Below are 16,828 nucleotides of genomic sequence, written 5' to 3' on the forward strand. Positions count from 1 at the left end.
CTCCACAGTTCGCAGCGTTTTTTGTGTTCTTGAGTAATAATTCTGGCGGCATTCCGTGAAAAACAGCTTTAAATTTATCTGTCTGAGTATTATAATCGGAATCATTATTTCGGTCCTTATCAACCTGAATATTGGTTTTCTAAAACTGAACATCATTGATTTTATTTCTTCCGGATCTGAAAACTCCCAAATCGCACAACTCCGCGTCAACCGGGTTTTAGCAATGCTTTTGGCGGGAATTTCAATTCCTACTTCAGGTTTTCTTTTGCAGGAATATTTTCAGAATCCGTTGGCTGGGCCGTCAGTTTTGGGAATTACTTCTGTGGCGAGTTTAAGTGTTGCCTTTTATATCTTTTTTTCTCAGGATTTAGTGCTTCCCGAGTTTCTGCAGAACAGCTTCCTGAGCATTTCGGCGATTGGCGGGAGTTTGGTTTTAATGCTGATTTTACTCGCCTTTTCCAGCCGGTTTCAGGATAAATCTTTCCTGATTATTTTCGGATTTTTAATCTCTGCCTTAGCAGGAGCAGTGGTTTCAATATTACAGTTTTACGCAGAAAACCAGAGTTTAAAAAATTATATCCTTTGGAGTTTTGGCGCGAACAATCAGGTTTCAACGAACCAGATTTGGGTTTTAAGTATTATCGTAATTTTGGGATTAATTTTGGGATTCAAATCCATAAAACCATTGATCGGGAATTCTCTGGGAACATCGTATGCCCAAAGTTTGGGCGTTAATTTAAAACAGCTGAAGTTTCTGGTCATCATCACTTCTTCCCTGCTTTCGGCTTCTGTGACGGCGTTTTTGGGACCCATTCTGTTTATCGGAATTGTAGTTCCCCACTTCTGCCGGATGATTTATAATCCCGCGAAACTCTGGCAGCAATGGATTCTGAACATGATTCTCGGAATTTTCATCATGGAGTTTTTCTCGATTATTTCAGAAACATCGCAGTTTCCCTTAAATGTGATTACCTCATTATTTGGTATTCCGGTAATTTTGGCAATGATGCTTAGCAATAAAAGAACCGTGTAAAGCAATGTTTTTAGAACTAAGAAATACAACTTTCGGCTATAAAACCCCTTTAATAAAAGGTGTTTCAACTGCTCTGCAGCCGGGCGAAATCTGTCTTCTGATCGGAAATAACGGCGTTGGCAAAACGACGTTAATCAAAAGCCTCCTCAACCAGATTCCGGTTCTGGAAGGGGAAATTTTCCTTCAGAACAAAAAAGCTAAAATACTTTCCAATAAAGAAATCGCAGAACGGGTTGCGGTGGTTTTTTCCAAATCTCAGATTCCGGCAAATTATACGCTGACCGATTTGGTCTCCCTAGGAAAATACATTCACTATCCTTATTATTTTGAACTGTCACAAAGCGATCAGCAGGAAGTTGAAGAGATTATTGAAAGCTTAAATCTCTCCCAATATAAAAACTTTCCCCTGCAGAAACTCTCTGACGGAAATCTTCAGAAAGCATTTATCGGCAGGGCTTTGGCGCAGAATTCACCGATGATTATTCTTGATGAACCTACAACGCATCTGGATGAGGAAAACAAAATCATTATTCTTAAATTATTAAGAAAATTAGCTAAAACACAGAACAAGCTCATCCTGTTCTCCTCCCACGACTGGCGGCTTTCAAAGGAATTCGCGGATCAAATCTGGCTGGTAAACGATTCAAAACTGGATGCCGGAATTACCGAAGAAATACTGTTAAAACATAATGAACTGCTCAATCCTCAGCTTTTTCATTTCAATGCTGAATTTGTCCCTCCAAAAATCACCGCGCCGGTTTTAGAGAAAGAAATGCTTTATTCTTTTCTTCAAAAAAACTTCTCCAAAAACCTCTCTCAACTTAAATTTGAGTTTAAAGATCAATTTTGGGAGGTTTCTGCAGCTGATTTACAACAGAAATGCAATTCCTTTGAAGAGATTTCAGATTTAATTGAAAACCTTCATTAATTCAGCATTCCCAGAAATCGTTTAATTTATTATGCATGCATAGTATTATGCAGTTCATATCAATTATTACATTGATATTCAATACATTACACTATAGCTTAAAAATACTATGCATGCATAGTATTTTTTGTTATATTTGTGTAAATCACATCACCGAAAAATTATGGAAAACAAAATTGTGGAGAGGGTCGATAATATTGACCTTATTTTGAAATCGACCTGGCTGGCCGTTTCTAAAATGTATTCCGAGTTCGCACAGGATCACGATGCAACTGCAGTTCAGGCACTTACCCTGTTGAAAATCGATCCTAAGGAAGGTACAAGAAGTACAAACCTGGGTCCTAAAATGGCGATCGAGCCGACCTCTTTAACAAGGATTATTAAACTCCTGGAAGACAATGGCTATATCTACAAGGAAAAAACACCCAATGACAAAAGGGAGGTTATCATTAAGCTTACCGATAAAGGGCTGAACAGCCGGAATTTATCAAAAGAAGTAGTGGTGAATTTCAACAGAAAAGTGGTTGAAAAAGTAACGCCCGAAAAAATGGAAATTTTCAAAGAAGTAATGCACGACATTCTGAAAATTGCCAATGAACTGAATAATAAAAATAAAGCATGAGCCGAAAGGTTACCTCTGACAACTAAAAATTAACTAAAAAATCAGCAGATGAAAAGAAGAATCAAACACGTTACGGTTCTTGGTTCAGGAATAATGGGAACAGGTATTGCAGCGCACTTTGCCAATATTGGCATTGAAGTTCTTCTCCTCGATATCGTCCCGTTTGAACTCAATGAAACCGAGCAGAAAAAAGGATTAACACGGGAGGACAAAGCAGTAAGGAACAGAATAGCTTCCGAAAATTTCGAAAAGCTTAAAAAAGCAAGCCCTGCTCTTTTGTACACCCCGAAATTTGCCGACAGAATCACCGTTGGAAACTTCGATGACGATCTGGAAAAAATCAAAAAGACCGACTGGATCATCGAAGTGGTTGTGGAAAGACTCGACATCAAGAAATCGGTGTACGAAAAAATTGAGCAGTTCAGAAAACCAGGAACTTTGGTTTCATCCAACACGTCCGGAATCCCTATTCACTTTCTGATAGAAGGCAGAAGCGATGATTTCCAGAAATACTTCGCCGGAACGCACTTCTTCAATCCGGTAAGATATTTACCGCTTTTAGAAATCATTCCGACTCCGGAAACCGATCCTGAAATCGTGAAATTCTATATGGATTTCGGCGCGAAATTCTTAGGAAAAACAACTGTTTTAGCCAAAGACACTCCTGCATTCATTGCCAACAGAATCGGTGTATTCTCGATAATGAATCTTTTGCACGAGGTAAAAGGTTTAGGACTGAATGTTACCGATATTGATAAATTAACCGGTCCGGTAATCGGCCGTCCGAAATCAGCGACATTCAGAACAGCTGATGTTGTGGGGTTAGATACCTTGGTTCACGTGGCAAACGGTGTCCGTCAGAGCGGCGCTGAAGCCAATGATTTCAACAATGTTTTTGCGCTTCCTGATTACATCCAGAAAATGGTGGATAATAACTGGTTGGGATCAAAATCTCAGCAGGGATTCTACAAGAAAACTAAAAACGTTGAGGGTAAATCTGAAATTCACGGATTGAATCTGGATACCATGGAGTACGAACTTCAGGGCAAATCAAGCTTCCCTACTCTTGAACTGACTAAAAATATCGACAAACCAATCGACCGTTTCAAAGTTCTGATTGGCGGAAAAGATAAAGCAGGCGAATTGTACAGAAAATCCCTCGGAGCTTTATTCGCCTATGTTTCGCACAAAGTACCTGAAATTTCTGACGAAGTATACAAAATCGATGACGCAATGCGCGCCGGCTTCGGCTGGGAAAACGGTCCTTTCGAAATTTGGGATGCAGTGGGCGTTCAGAAAGGAATCGATCTGGCTAAAGAAGCAGGTTATGAAGTTTCCGACTGGGTGAAAACAGTTGAAACCTTCTATAAAGTTAACGACGAAGGCCAAAGTATTTATTTCGATAAAAACTCAGGAAATTATAATAATATTCCGGGTCAGGAAGCATTTATCATTCTAGACAATATCAGAAAAAACAAAACCCTTTGGAGCAATTCAGGTTCTGCGATTCAGGATTTAGGTGACGGAATCATCAATTTTGAAATCCGTTCCAAAATGAATTCTTTGGGAGGAGAAGTTCTCGATGGATTAAACAGAGCAATCGATTTAGCTGAGAAAGAATATGATGGATTGGTCATCGGAAATCAGGGCGCAAATTTCTCCGTGGGAGCGAATTTAGCAATGATTTTAATGATGGCCATCGAACAGGATTGGGATGATCTGAACATGGCAATCGCCTACTTCCAGAAATCCATGATGAGAGTTCGTTATTCCTCAATTCCTGTCGTTGTTGCTCCTCACGGAATGACTTTAGGAGGCGGTTGCGAAATGACCATGCATGCAGATAAAGTGGTTGCAGCTGCAGAAACTTACATCGGACTGGTTGAAACCGGAGTTGGTGTAATTCCTGGCGGTGGCGGTACCAAAGAATTCGCGATCAGAACTTCAAGGGAATTCCACAGCGATGATGTTAAAAACAACCGTCTGCGAGATGCTTTCATGAATATCGCAATGGGTAAAGTGGCAACTTCAGCTTACGAAGCTTACGATATGGGTATTCTAGAAAACCATAAAGACATTGTAGTCGTGAACAAAAACACTCAGATTCTGGAAGCTAAAAAAGTGGCTAAACTTATGGCAGATCAGGGTTATACCCAGCCGATCGAACAGAAAGTAAAAGTTCTTGGAAAAGACGCACTCGGAATGTTCTATGTTGGAACCGATCAAATGCTGACCGGAAAATACATTTCTGAGCACGACAAAAAGATTGCCGACAAACTTGCCAACGTTCTGGTAGGCGGAAATCTTTCCGAACCAACCGTGGTTACCGAGCAGTATTTACTGAACCTTGAAAGAGAAACTTTCCTTCAGCTTTGTGGTGAAAGAAAAACACTGGAAAGAATTCAGTACATGTTACAGAATGGAAAACCGTTGAGAAACTAATTTTAAAATTTAAGAAAAATGTCAAGACAAGCATATATCATAAAAGGTTTCAGAACGGCTGTAGGCAAAGCGCCAAAAGGCAGTCTGAGATTTACAAGACCCGATGTTCTGGCTGCAACAGTCATTGAAAAATTAATGGCTGCAGTTCCGCAACTCGACAAAGACAGAATCGATGACCTCATCGTAGGAAACGCCATGCCGGAAGCTGAACAGGGCTTAAATGTGGCGCGTTTAATTTCCTTAATGGGATTAAATACTGACAAAGTTCCCGGAGTTACGGTAAACCGTTACTGTGCCTCAGGTTCTGAAGCCATCGCAATCGCATCAGCGAAAATTCAGGCGGGAATGGCCGACTGTATCATCGCAGGCGGAACAGAATCCATGAGCTACATTCCAATGGGCGGTTACAAACCGGTTCCGGAAACTGAAATCGCAAAAACAAACCCTGATTATTATTGGGGAATGGGTTACACTGCAGAAGAAGTTGCGAACCAGTACAAAATTTCCCGTGAAGAGCAGGATCAGTTCGCTTTCGAATCCCACATGAAAGCTTTAAAAGCCAATGAAGAAGGGAAATTCGCGAACCAGATCGTTTCCATTCCGGTAGAATATAATTTTCTGGATGAAAACCAGAAAATGCAGACGAAGAAATTCGATTTTAATGTAGATGAAGGTCCGAGAAAAGACACTTCAATTGAAGGCTTAGCCAAGCTTCGTCCCGTTTTTGCAAACGGCGGATCAGTGACCGCAGGAAACTCTTCACAGATGAGTGACGGTGCGGCTTTCGTGATCGTGATGTCCGAAGAAATGGTAAAAGAATTAGGTCTGGAACCTGAAGCAAGACTGGTTGCCTACGCTGCAGCAGGTTTAGAACCAAGAATCATGGGAATGGGTCCTATCTATGCGATCCCAAAAGCTTTAAAACAGGCAGGTTTAGAATTAAAAGATATCGACTTAATTGAACTGAACGAAGCTTTCGCCTCTCAGTCAGTAGCGATTAAAAAAGAATTAAACCTGAATCCTGATATTCTGAATGTCAACGGCGGTGCCATCGCATTGGGCCACCCGCTGGGCTGTACCGGAACCAAACTTACCGTGCAGCTGCTGGACGAAATGAGAAAGCGCGGCAACAAATACGGTATGGTTTCCATGTGCGTGGGAACCGGCCAGGGAGCAGCATCAATTTTCGAATTACTATAAACCATAAAAACATAAATAAAATGAGCGATACAGTTACAAACAATTTGAAAGGTGGTGAATTCATCATCAAAGATATTCCGGCAAGTGAAATTTTCACGCTTGAAGAACTGAGCGATGAGCAGAAAATGCTCCGCGATTCCATCAGAGAATTTATTGACAAAGAAGTAGTTCCTAACCATGAACGCTTCGAACATAAAGATTACGCGCTAACCGAAGAAATGATGCGCAAACTTGGCGACATGGGCGTGCTCGGAGTTGCGGTGCCTGAAGAGTATGGCGGTCTGGGAATGGGTTTTATTACCACGATGTTAGCCTGCGATATGGCGTCCGGTGCTAACGGATCGCTTGCTACGGCTTACGGAGCGCATACCGGGATCGGAACTTTACCGATCTTACTTTACGGAACTGAAGAGCTTAAGAAAAAGTACCTTCCCGATTTAGCCGCAGGAACCAAATTCGGTGCATACTGTTTAACAGAACCCGATGCAGGATCTGACGCCAACTCCGGGAAAACGAAAGCAAAACTTTCTGAAGACGGCAAACATTACATCATCAACGGACAGAAAATGTGGATCTCCAACGCAGGATTTGCGGACACTTTCACGTTCTTCGCCAAAATAGATGATGACAAAAACATTACCGGTTTTGTGATCAACCGTTCCGAACTGGAAGATCCCGCAAGCATGACTTTCGGTGAGGAAGAACACAAACTCGGGATCCGCTCCTCCTCTACCCGTCAGGTTTTCTTCAACGACATGAAAGTGCCTGTGGAAAATCTTCTCGGAGAAAGAAACAACGGTTTCAAGATCGCTTTGAACGCGCTGAATGTTGGCCGTATCAAATTAGCCGCTGCAAACCTTGACGGACAGAGACGCATCCTGGCACACGCCACCCAGTACGCCAACGAAAGAAAACAGTTTGGGGTAGCGATTTCCACTTTCGGAGCCATCAGAAAGAAAATCGCAGAGATGGCAACAGGAATTTTCGTTTCCGAAGCCGGCTCTTACCGCGTTGCAAAAGACGTTCAGGATAAGATCGATGAATTATCGGCAGGCGGAATGAATCACCAGGAAGCAGAACTCAAAGGCGTTGAAGAATATGCAGTGGAAGCTTCTATTCTTAAAGTTTTCGTTTCAGATCTTACCCAGCATACCGCAGACGAAGGAATCCAGATCTACGGCGGAATGGGCTTCTCGGAAGATGCACCGATGGAAGCTGCATGGCGCGACTCCAGAATTGCGCGGATCTATGAAGGAACCAATGAGATCAACCGTCTCTTAGCGGTAGGAATGCTGATTAAAAAAACAATGAAAGGCGAGATCGATCTTCTGAAACCTGCAATGGCAGTCGGAAAAGAGCTGATGGGAATCCCTTCTTTCGAGGTGCCTGATTATTCCGAACTGTTAAGCGAAGAAAAAGCTTTGATCAGCAATCTGAAAAAAGTATTCTTAATGGTTTCCGGTGCTGCCCTTCAGAAATACATGATGGAAATCGAGAAACAGCAGCATCTGTTACTGAATGCTTCTGAAATCCTGAACCAGATCTACATGGCAGAATCAGCGGTGTTGAGAGCCGAAAAGCATTTCAGCGCAGATTCTGTGGAAGTGGCGATGGCTCAGCTGAACCTTTACAAAGCCACAGAAAAGATCATCGCAGCAGCCAAAGAAGGCATCGTTTCTTTCGCGGAAGGCGACGAGCAGCGCATGATGCTTTCCGGTCTCAGAAGATTTACCAAATACACCAACCAACCGAACGTAATCGCACTGACAGAAAAAATCGCAGCGCATTATGTGGAGAAAGGTCATTATTAGAATAGAGTTCTAAAAATACAAATGAAACGCCTCGGGAAACCGGGGCGTTTTTTTAGCAACTTTTTGAAAATTAGTAAAGTTGTGTATATTTGAAGTTAGCTGAGACCTTTTCGAAAATGAAAACAATAATTTACATTGCAATTTCAAGTTTAATTTTAATCGGATGTAATGATTTAACATTAATTAAATCTGATATTAAATATTCTGACCTTCCAAGAGAAGTAAAGGATAAAATTTTTGAAAATGAATTTTATGATTTGAATGAACCTGCAAAATTTAAAATAGAAAGTAGTAAGACACTTCTTCCATGGATTCACGAAACTGAATTGATTCGCATAAATGATAATAAATCTTATAAAATCGATTTTGATAAAGAATACAATAGTTCAACTCTGGTAATTTTTGAGAATTACCTATACACTACAAATAATTATAATATATATAAATCTGACAGCTTGTATTATACATTTTCAAAATATTTAATAAGATAAAGGCTAACATGTCGGAATCAGGCAGCCACTATCATAATTAATAAACTTGTGTATATTTGGCAGTCATGTGAAACTACCTTAAACCCTGCAAATGAAAGACGAAAACGTAAAAATATTGTTTAGATTTTTTAGCGATGTTTTAGAAGAATGGACAGTGGAAACAATGTGGGCAGAGACCGTAGATGCAGAAAAAGGCTTATACAAACTTGCGAATATTCCATTTTATGCTTCTGTATCTTGTGATGACATAGTTTACGCAGAATATGATGAAGATGAACAAAGATTAATTTACAGAAAAACGATTGAGCAATCTGGAAACTCCACGATTCAAGTGGTGGTCATGGACAAAACTATTGTTACAAATGATTTGCGTGAAACTTTTAATTCTTTAGGATGCGAATCTGAAAAGTTCAGTGAAGGGTATTTTGTAATTGAGGTTCCAAAACATTTAGATTATAAACCCATTAGAAAAAAATTAGTAGAATTAGAAGAGCAAGAAAAAATTGGTTACGCTGAACCAAATTTAGCTGAAAACCATTATTACTGAAAAATAGCAGCATCACCACTCACGCGCGAAATAAAATTCGAAAAAGTCAATCCCTTCGCGTGGAAAACAATAAAGTGCCTACCTCCTCAACAATCCCCTCAAAATCTCCACTTCCTTTTCCAGTTCGGCCAGTTTTGGGTTGGGCTTTACGGGGAAATTTTCCGGGTAACGGGCGATAAGATCCGACAGCAGATCGTAATTCAGCGCCATCGAAAGTTTCCAGATGATCCCAAACTGCAGCGAGGGCTGGTTATAATACGCGTGCACCGCGCTGGTGGTAACGCCCAGTCTTCTTGCCGCTTCAGTCGTTGAAATATGCAGTTCGCGGAGTTTCGCCCGGATAAACTGCCCAATATGCGGGTAAGGATGGGCACCGGGTTTCAGGTAAGTGTGTGAAGACATCATAACTCAATGATTTAATGAGGTTTAAAGATAATAAATATATAACTAAGATTAATAAATATAGATCTTAAACCTATTCATTTACATCTTACACCTATTCATTTGCATTTTAGACTAATCAATAGAAGCTTTAGACTCCATTTTATCAGTTTAGAAGATATTTGTTAACATCTTAGACTGTTATTTTACAATCTTACCTATTAAATTACCTCTAAAGAGATGCATTTATTACCTTAATCAAAGCATCCGGACCATTAAATGAATATAAATTGCACCAGCCTCATCAAAAATCCCCTCCAAATCTCCACTTCTCCTACCGCCACAACCCTATTTTAACGGTTCGCAAAAAAACCGACTTTATTTTTAAATATTCATAATGGAGGTTTCCTAATGTCCCCTTACAGACGCCCTATACAGACCTTATAGACACCCTATGCCTACTCTAATTATTGAATCGCCAAAAATTCAAACATTTTTTGAGGATAATTAAACAGGCAAAAATTTCCGTTTTAATTTCAACATGGGTTGATGGTGTACAAAGCAATCTGCCTGACAGCGGTTTTTAAACTTAAAATTTTAACAAAATTTTAATGTCAGAAATCTGATACCGATTCATTTATAAAACTAAATTTGTTTAAAACTATTTTTGATGGCTGATCATTCCAGACAGGTATTTCAAACCGATAATGCAACACGGTACAGAACCACGCAATGGACGATCCGTATTGTTTCAGCTGTTTTAATACTTATTCTCCTTATTGTGGGAGTGGCGGTTTATAACGGGAAAAACCCGCTGATGCCGACGATGAAATCCATAGGAAGTTCGTTTAAATCTAAAGTGGATCCTTCCAATACTTTCACCCTCGCCACGCCGCTGAACAAAAAGTTCAAAGGTTTCAAAGATTTTCTCAACAAACGGATTGCCTATGAAGAAAAAAACCGGAGTGTAACGGATGCGAAACTGATCCGTTCGGCATTTTATGTTCCTTGGAGCCCGCTTTCCCTGCAGGATCTGCGGACCAACGGCGGCAAACTCAACACCATTTATCCGGAATGGTTTTTCATCAATCCAAAGACTTTTCAGTTAGATTCCCGGATCGACAAGGAAGCGCTTTCGGTGATGAAACATTACGGATTGAGCATTCAGCCGATTCTTAACAACTTTATATCGGTTCCCGGCAAACAGGGAAAATTCAACGCTGATCTGCTGCATACCGTTCTGCACGATCAAAAAATACAGAATCAGCTGATTGCCCAGATCATCACTACTCTGAAAGCCAACAAACTTCAGGGGATCAATATCGATTTCGAGGAAATGAATGAAAATTCGGATGAGTATCTGAACGCTTTCATGAAGAATCTTTACACACAGTTCAAAAGCAGCGGCCTTATTGTATCCATCGATGTAATGGCGGATAACTCCGATTATAATATTAAATATTTAAAAGATTATACCGACTATTTTATCATCATGGCCTATGACCAGTTCAACGATTCTTCACAGGCCGGCCCCATCAGCGACCAGAAATGGATTGAAAAACAGCTGGATCAGATTGCGAAGGACATCCCTTCCGAAAAACTCATTCTCGGCGTAGGTGCGTACGGAAGACAGTGGATCACCGATGAAAACGGAACGCATACCGAAGACATTACCTACAGCCAGGCGATCGACAGGGCAAAAATATCGAAATCGAATATCCATTTTGATGACAATTCCTACAATCTGCACTACATGTACAACTTCTCCGGAAGCGCCTATGAATTCGCCTCAAAAAATGATGTGTGGTTTACGGACGCCGCCACGGCTTATAATATTTTAAGATTTTCCGATGACTACCGCAACGCCGGAACCGCATTATGGCGTCTGGGCAGCGAAGATCCCCGCATCTGGAGCTTTTACGGACGCGACCTGAGTTCAAAAGCACTGGCGAAACAACCTTTCCTGTACTCCATCCTGGAAATGATGCCGCAAAATTTCAATGCAAAACCCACGGCAATAGGCAGCGGCGAAATGATCAACATCCTCTACTCCCCTGAACAGGGAAGACTGAAAATTGAAACCGACAAAGCCGAAAATCTGATCGCTGGCGAAACCTATACTCAGCTGCCCTCAGGATTTCTTTATGAAAAATTTGCAGAAGACAGCACCAAGATAGGACCCGGCCACAAAATCATTCTCACTTTCGATGACGGTCCCAATGCTGAATTCACGCCGAAAATTTTAGATATTCTGGAAAGAGAGAAAGTACCGGCAACCTTCTTTTTGATCGGCGAAAATGCCGAAGCGAATATTCCGCTCGTACAGCGGATCAACCGCGACGGTTTCGAAATCGGGAATCACACTTTCACTCACGGTAATTTAGCGAAAATGTCTCCCGAACGGGCCGCCCTCGAACTCAAAACCACCCGCTCACTGATCGAATGTATTACGGGAAAATCTACAGTCCTCTTCCGCGCCCCTTACAATGCCGATTCAGAACCTCAGACTTATGAAGAGCTGGAACCGCTCGCAAGAAGCAAAAAAGAAAACTACATCGCCGTAGGAGAAAGCATAGATCCGAACGACTGGGACCCGAAAATGACCAAAGATTCCATCATCAACCGCACCATCCGTTTTGCCACTCAAAACAACGCGAGTATTATTCTCCTGCACGATTCCGGCGGAGATACCCGCCAACCTACCGTGGATGCACTGCCGGCAATCATTAAATATTTCAAAGATAAAGGCTGTGTTTTCACAACAGTAGCCGACTTAATGAATGTTCCTGAAACTCAGCTGATGCCGCCGGTGAAAAGAAACTGGAAAAACGATCTGAATTTCTTTTTCGCTTCCGCAAGTTACTGGCTTGGCCAGATCATCTATTCCCTTTTTCTGGTGGGGATTTTCCTTTCCATTGGAAGAATGATTCTGATGGCAGTTCTCGCCTATCTTCAAACCAGAAAAGAGAAAAAACTGCTGGCTGATTTCAAAGGAATTCCTGATGGCTTAAAGGTGGCCGTGATCGTTCCTGCTTACAATGAAGAGATCAATGCTTCAAGAACCGTGGATTCTTTACTGAAACAGGATTACCGAGATCTTACGGTAGTTTTTGTGGATGACGGCAGTAAAGACAAAACCTTTGAAAACGTAAGAAAAGCATTTGAAGGAAACCCGCAAGTACAGGTTCTCACCAAACCGAACGGCGGCAAAGCTTCCGCTTTAAACTACGGTATTTCCCATACCGACGCTGAATTTGTCATCTGTATTGATGCAGACACGCAACTGAAAAGCGATGCCGTTTCCAAACTCATGAACAGTTTTTATCTGGAGGGAAATCCTCAGGACGTAGGCGCTGTAGCGGGAAATGTAAAAGTGGGCAACGAAATCAATATGATCACCAAATGGCAGAGCATTGAATATATCACTTCTCAAAACTTTGACAGGCGCGCTTTTTCGTTACTGAACTGTATCACGGTAGTTCCCGGCGCTTTGGGGGCATTCCGCAGAAAAGCGGTTCTGGAAGCAGGCGGATTTACGACCGATACTCTTGCGGAGGACTGCGACCTTACGATGCGCCTTCACAAAGCGGGTTACATTGTCGCAAATTGTAACGATGCGATATCTTACACCGAAGCACCGGAAACCATCGGTCAGTTTCTGAAACAGAGATTCAGATGGAGTTTCGGGATTCTTCAGAGCTTCTGGAAACACCGCGATGCCATCTTCAGAACCAAATATAAAAACTTCGGGAAAGTGGCTTTACCCAATATTTTGCTCTATCAGATTTTGCTTCCTTTTCTGGCACCGCTCGCAGATCTGCTCCTCGTGGTAAGTTTGATCTTATCGGGATTGGGACTGATTGTGGCAGATCCGACTCATATTATCCTTTACTATTTCATCTTCTCCCTGGTTGATATTGCCGGAGCATCACTGGCTTTTGCCTTTGAAAAAGAAGATTTCAGAAAATTGGTATGGATGATTCCGCAGCGATTGGTTTACCGGCAGCTGATGTATTATATCTTATTCAAATCTGTCCGCAAAGCAGTGAAGGGCGAAATACAGAACTGGGGCGTACTCAACAGAACCGGAAACGTAAAAACAGCTTAAAAGTCCGCTGATTTTTTTATAATCATTATTTTTAACAGTCACCAACGCACAGGATTGAAATCATGTTAAAATACAAAAAGCTCTTACCTTTATTTCTGGTGCAGTTTTTCACGTGGCTGGGTTTATTTTCGCTGTGGATTTATGCAACGCCAGTTATTTCCAAATATTTCTTCAACACCGTAAATGCTGAAAGCATCGATTTCGAAAAAGGAACACAATGGGTCGGAATCTGCTTCGCACTGTACAGCGTTTTGGGGGCAAGCCTCACCTTCGCTTTGCATAAAATATTAAAAAGAAAGTCAAAATATGCCGTACATTCCGTAGCTTTATTTTTTGGCGGACTTGGTTTAATTTCCATGAATTTTATCCATTCAAAATACCTTTTGCTGCTGTCATTTGTTTTTATTGGAATTGCCTGGAGCAGTATTTCGACAACGCCTTATCTGCTGGTCGGCGAAATGGCTCCGGATGAAGAAAGCGAAAAGTATTATTCGGTATTTAATTTTTCCACCTTCATTCCTCAGGCAATTGCAGCATTTTTGCTGGCATTCATGACGAAAAGTTTGTTTCATGGCGAAATGATAAAAACAATAATGAGCGGCGGAATTTTCATGATCACTGCTTCAGCAATTTCAATGATTATTTCCATTACCGAACCTAAAACAGAAATTCAAAAAACCGTAGATGACGAAACTCAACCTGAATAAAATAATTAAAAAGATCCGCTGGAAAGAAATTTTAGCAGTGCTGATACTGTTCCTGGCTTTCGTGTTTTTCCGCAGCGAAAGAAAAGAAATGGCTTCCATCATCCCGCAGATCGAACACGCCAAAACCGTCTGGGTGGTCGCAGGAGTTGCTTTAACTTTCGTCTATGTCCTGCTGCAGGCGCTGATGTATATCACGAGTTTCCGTACGGTGGGCGCAAAACTTTCCCTTCCCGACGCCGTGGAACTTTTTCTGAAAAGAAATTTCCTCAGCGTATTTCTTCCTGCGGGCGGCATCAGTTCTCTGGCTTTTACACCTAAACAGATTCAGCGCAAAAACGGCGGCAAACAGAGTATTCATAAAGCAAGTGCAATTTTCGGGTTCATTGGAATTTTAACGGTGTTTTTAGTCGGCATTCCGGTAGTTGCTTATGCTGCGGTATTCAATAAAAACTTAGGAAATTCCGGCCTTTGGCTTTTAGCTGTCGGAATTTTTATCGCTCTCATTTTCTGGATGATGAATTCGCTCCGTCAGAAAGGAATGTTTTTTAAAGTGCTGGAAAAATACTTTCCAAAAAAGATTCCGCAGATTGACGAAATTTTCGGCGGCGAAATCGACAGAAAATATTTTTATCTCACCATCTTTATTTCTGTACTTATTGAATTCTGCGGGATTTTTCACCTGCTTATTGCAATGTATGCCTTCGGTGCGGAACCTTCTTTTTCGGCCGCGGCAATCGGATATACAATTTCAGTTCTGCTGATGCTGGTTTCCCCGTTCTTACGAGGTTTGGGAGCGGTGGAATTTTCCCTGATCTACATTCTCGCCAATTTCGGATACAGCCACACTCAAGGCTTGGGAATTACCCTTCTTTACAGGACTTTTGAATTCTGGCTGCCTTTGGTATTCGGTATTTTCGCCTTTTTATGGAACGGCCGCAAAATTATCACCAGAATTCTTCCGGCAATTTCAATCTTTTTTCTGGGAATCATCAATATTATCTCCGTCATGACTCCTCCGCTTGCCGCAAGACTTCACCTCGAAAAAAGTTATTTTTTGGACGGCACGCTGCATCTGTCAAAAATTTTAACACTGATTGCAGGAATTTTATTGATCGTTACTTCCGCCTATCTGATTCGCGGTTTAAAACGAGGCTGGTATTTTGCACTCGGACTCGCCATCGTATCTCTTTTCGGTAATCTGCTGAAAGGACTTGATTATGAAGAAGCACTCATTTCGATGAGTATTATTGCACTGTTGATTTACAGCCGGAAAGAATACATTTTACAGTCGAACAGAAAATTTTTAAGAACAGGGTTTTCATGGCTTTTGGGAACTTTAGCTGCCATCTTTATCTTTAATTTCTTAAGTTTTTATTTCATTGACAAAAGGCATTTCGGAATTGATTTTACTTGGCACGAAGCCATTTATTACACCCTTCAGAACTTTCTGCTTTTTACAGATAATGGCCTGAACGCAAAAACCGGTTTTGCCCGCGATTTTGAATACATCAATTATTTCCTCGGAATTGCTTCCTGGCTTTTGCTGATTTTTTCGCTGTTCAATGTAAGAAAACTGGTCACTGACGATAAAGATGAGGAAGACTTTGAAGAAGCCGGAAACCTGGTGAAAATGTACGGAGATTCCGCTTTGGACTTTTTTAAAATTTCCAGGGAAAAGCTGCTGTATTTTTCTGAAGAAGCGGAAGGTTTTGTTTCTTACCGTATCGCTAATAATTTCGCGGTGGCATTGGAAGAACCGGTGTGCGCCGAAGAAAATAAATTAACCGTTATCGCCGAATTTGAAAATTACTGTAAAAAGAACGGATTGAAATCTGCCTATTACAGAATTGACAGAGACAGTCTTTTTTATTTTAAATCTTTTAAAAAACAACATTTATTTATCGGTCAGGAAGCGATTATGAACGTGGAAAACTTCACGCTGGAAGGAAAACAGAAAAAATCGCTGCGCAACGGCTTAAATTCTTTATCCAAAAAAGGATACACTACTGAAATTCTCTTTCATCCGCAGAAAAGCGGTGTCATCAGTCAGATCCAAAAAATTTCGGAGGAATGGCTGAAGGAATTTGACAAGGAGGAAATGGTTTTCTCACAGGGAATGTTCGATGCCAAAGAAATTAGCGGTCAGGATTTAATTATTCTAAAAAACGAAAATGGTGAAATCGAAGCATTCCTCAATATTATCCCGGATTTTGCAGCTGACGAATGCACTTATGATTTAATCCGCAGAACAGCCAATGCACCGAACGGCAGCATGGATGCCATGATCGTAAAACTGGTGGAATACACCAAACAGAAGAATTTAAAATACATCAATCTCGGTCTGACACCACTTGGCGGGGAAAAAGAACCGGATAATACTGCTGAAGAAATACTGAAATTTGTTTATAACCGTTTGGGAAGTTTCAGGCATTATCAGTCGCTGCGCGATTTCAAGGAAAAATATGCCGATACCTGGGAAAACAAATATTTGGTTTACGGCAACGATTTTGATTTGCTTCAGATCTCCACCGCTTTGAATAAAATTATGAAGCCGTAAG

The 16,828-nt window shown here is 41.2% G+C and carries 12 protein-coding genes; 11 read left to right on the forward strand and 1 reads right to left on the reverse strand.

Annotated features, from left to right (window positions below):
* Window positions 1-55 precede the first annotated feature (55 nt).
* The 8 genes from KSK37_RS05135 (at window position 56) to KSK37_RS05170 (ending at window position 9,074) form a co-directional block, all read left to right on the forward strand.
* The gene (locus KSK37_RS05135) at window positions 56-1,033 is read left to right on the forward strand and encodes an iron ABC transporter permease (protein ID WP_088360072.1); all 978 of its coding nucleotides are present in this window, start codon (window positions 56-58) and stop codon (window positions 1,031-1,033) included.
* Window positions 1,034-1,037: 4 nt separating this feature from the next.
* The gene (locus tag KSK37_RS05140) at window positions 1,038-1,961 is read left to right on the forward strand and encodes an ABC transporter ATP-binding protein (RefSeq protein WP_217199826.1); all 924 of its coding nucleotides are present in this window, start codon (window positions 1,038-1,040) and stop codon (window positions 1,959-1,961) included.
* Between the two features lie 163 nt (window positions 1,962-2,124).
* The gene (locus KSK37_RS05145; protein ID WP_088360074.1) at window positions 2,125-2,583 is read left to right on the forward strand and encodes a MarR family winged helix-turn-helix transcriptional regulator; all 459 of its coding nucleotides are present in this window, start codon (window positions 2,125-2,127) and stop codon (window positions 2,581-2,583) included.
* Window positions 2,584-2,631: 48 nt separating this feature from the next.
* Entirely contained in the window at window positions 2,632-5,025 is a 2,394-nt protein-coding gene (locus KSK37_RS05150) for a 3-hydroxyacyl-CoA dehydrogenase/enoyl-CoA hydratase family protein (protein ID WP_217199827.1), read from the forward strand.
* Between the two features lie 18 nt (window positions 5,026-5,043).
* Window positions 5,044-6,225, forward strand: coding sequence for an acetyl-CoA C-acyltransferase (locus tag KSK37_RS05155; RefSeq protein WP_217199829.1), 1,182 nt, complete (start codon window positions 5,044-5,046; stop codon window positions 6,223-6,225).
* Window positions 6,226-6,245: 20 nt separating this feature from the next.
* Window positions 6,246-8,036, forward strand: a complete 1,791-nt coding sequence (locus KSK37_RS05160) for an acyl-CoA dehydrogenase family protein (protein WP_088360077.1) — start codon at window positions 6,246-6,248, stop codon at window positions 8,034-8,036.
* Between the two features lie 116 nt (window positions 8,037-8,152).
* Window positions 8,153-8,527, forward strand: coding sequence for a hypothetical protein (locus tag KSK37_RS05165; RefSeq protein ID WP_088360078.1), 375 nt, complete (start codon window positions 8,153-8,155; stop codon window positions 8,525-8,527).
* 91 nt (window positions 8,528-8,618) lie between these two features.
* Window positions 8,619-9,074: a DUF4265 domain-containing protein gene (locus tag KSK37_RS05170; RefSeq protein ID WP_088360079.1), complete on the forward strand. Its 456-nt coding sequence runs from the start codon at window positions 8,619-8,621 to the stop codon at window positions 9,072-9,074.
* Window positions 9,075-9,152: 78 nt separating this feature from the next.
* Here KSK37_RS05170 and KSK37_RS05175 read toward each other — a convergent pair whose 3' ends face one another.
* Entirely contained in the window at window positions 9,153-9,479 is a 327-nt protein-coding gene (locus KSK37_RS05175; RefSeq protein WP_217199831.1) for a helix-turn-helix domain-containing protein, read from the reverse strand.
* A gap of 646 nt (window positions 9,480-10,125) precedes the next feature.
* Here KSK37_RS05175 and KSK37_RS05180 point away from each other — a divergent pair.
* From KSK37_RS05180 to KSK37_RS05190, 3 genes are all read left to right on the forward strand, one after another.
* Window positions 10,126-13,563, forward strand: coding sequence for a trifunctional glycoside hydrolase family 18/polysaccharide deacetylase/glycosyltransferase family 2 protein (locus KSK37_RS05180; RefSeq protein WP_217199833.1), 3,438 nt, complete (start codon window positions 10,126-10,128; stop codon window positions 13,561-13,563).
* Between the two features lie 62 nt (window positions 13,564-13,625).
* Entirely contained in the window at window positions 13,626-14,270 is a 645-nt protein-coding gene (locus tag KSK37_RS05185; RefSeq protein WP_217199835.1) for an MFS transporter, read from the forward strand.
* On the forward strand, window positions 14,248-16,827 hold the full coding sequence (locus tag KSK37_RS05190) for a phosphatidylglycerol lysyltransferase domain-containing protein (RefSeq protein ID WP_217199837.1): 2,580 nt from the start codon (window positions 14,248-14,250) through the stop codon (window positions 16,825-16,827). The genes KSK37_RS05185 and KSK37_RS05190 overlap by 23 nt, the downstream gene beginning before the upstream one ends.
* Window position 16,828 lies beyond the last annotated feature (1 nt).

This window comes from Kaistella soli (genome assembly GCF_019038595.1).
GTDB lineage: Bacteria > Bacteroidota > Bacteroidia > Flavobacteriales > Weeksellaceae > Kaistella > Kaistella soli.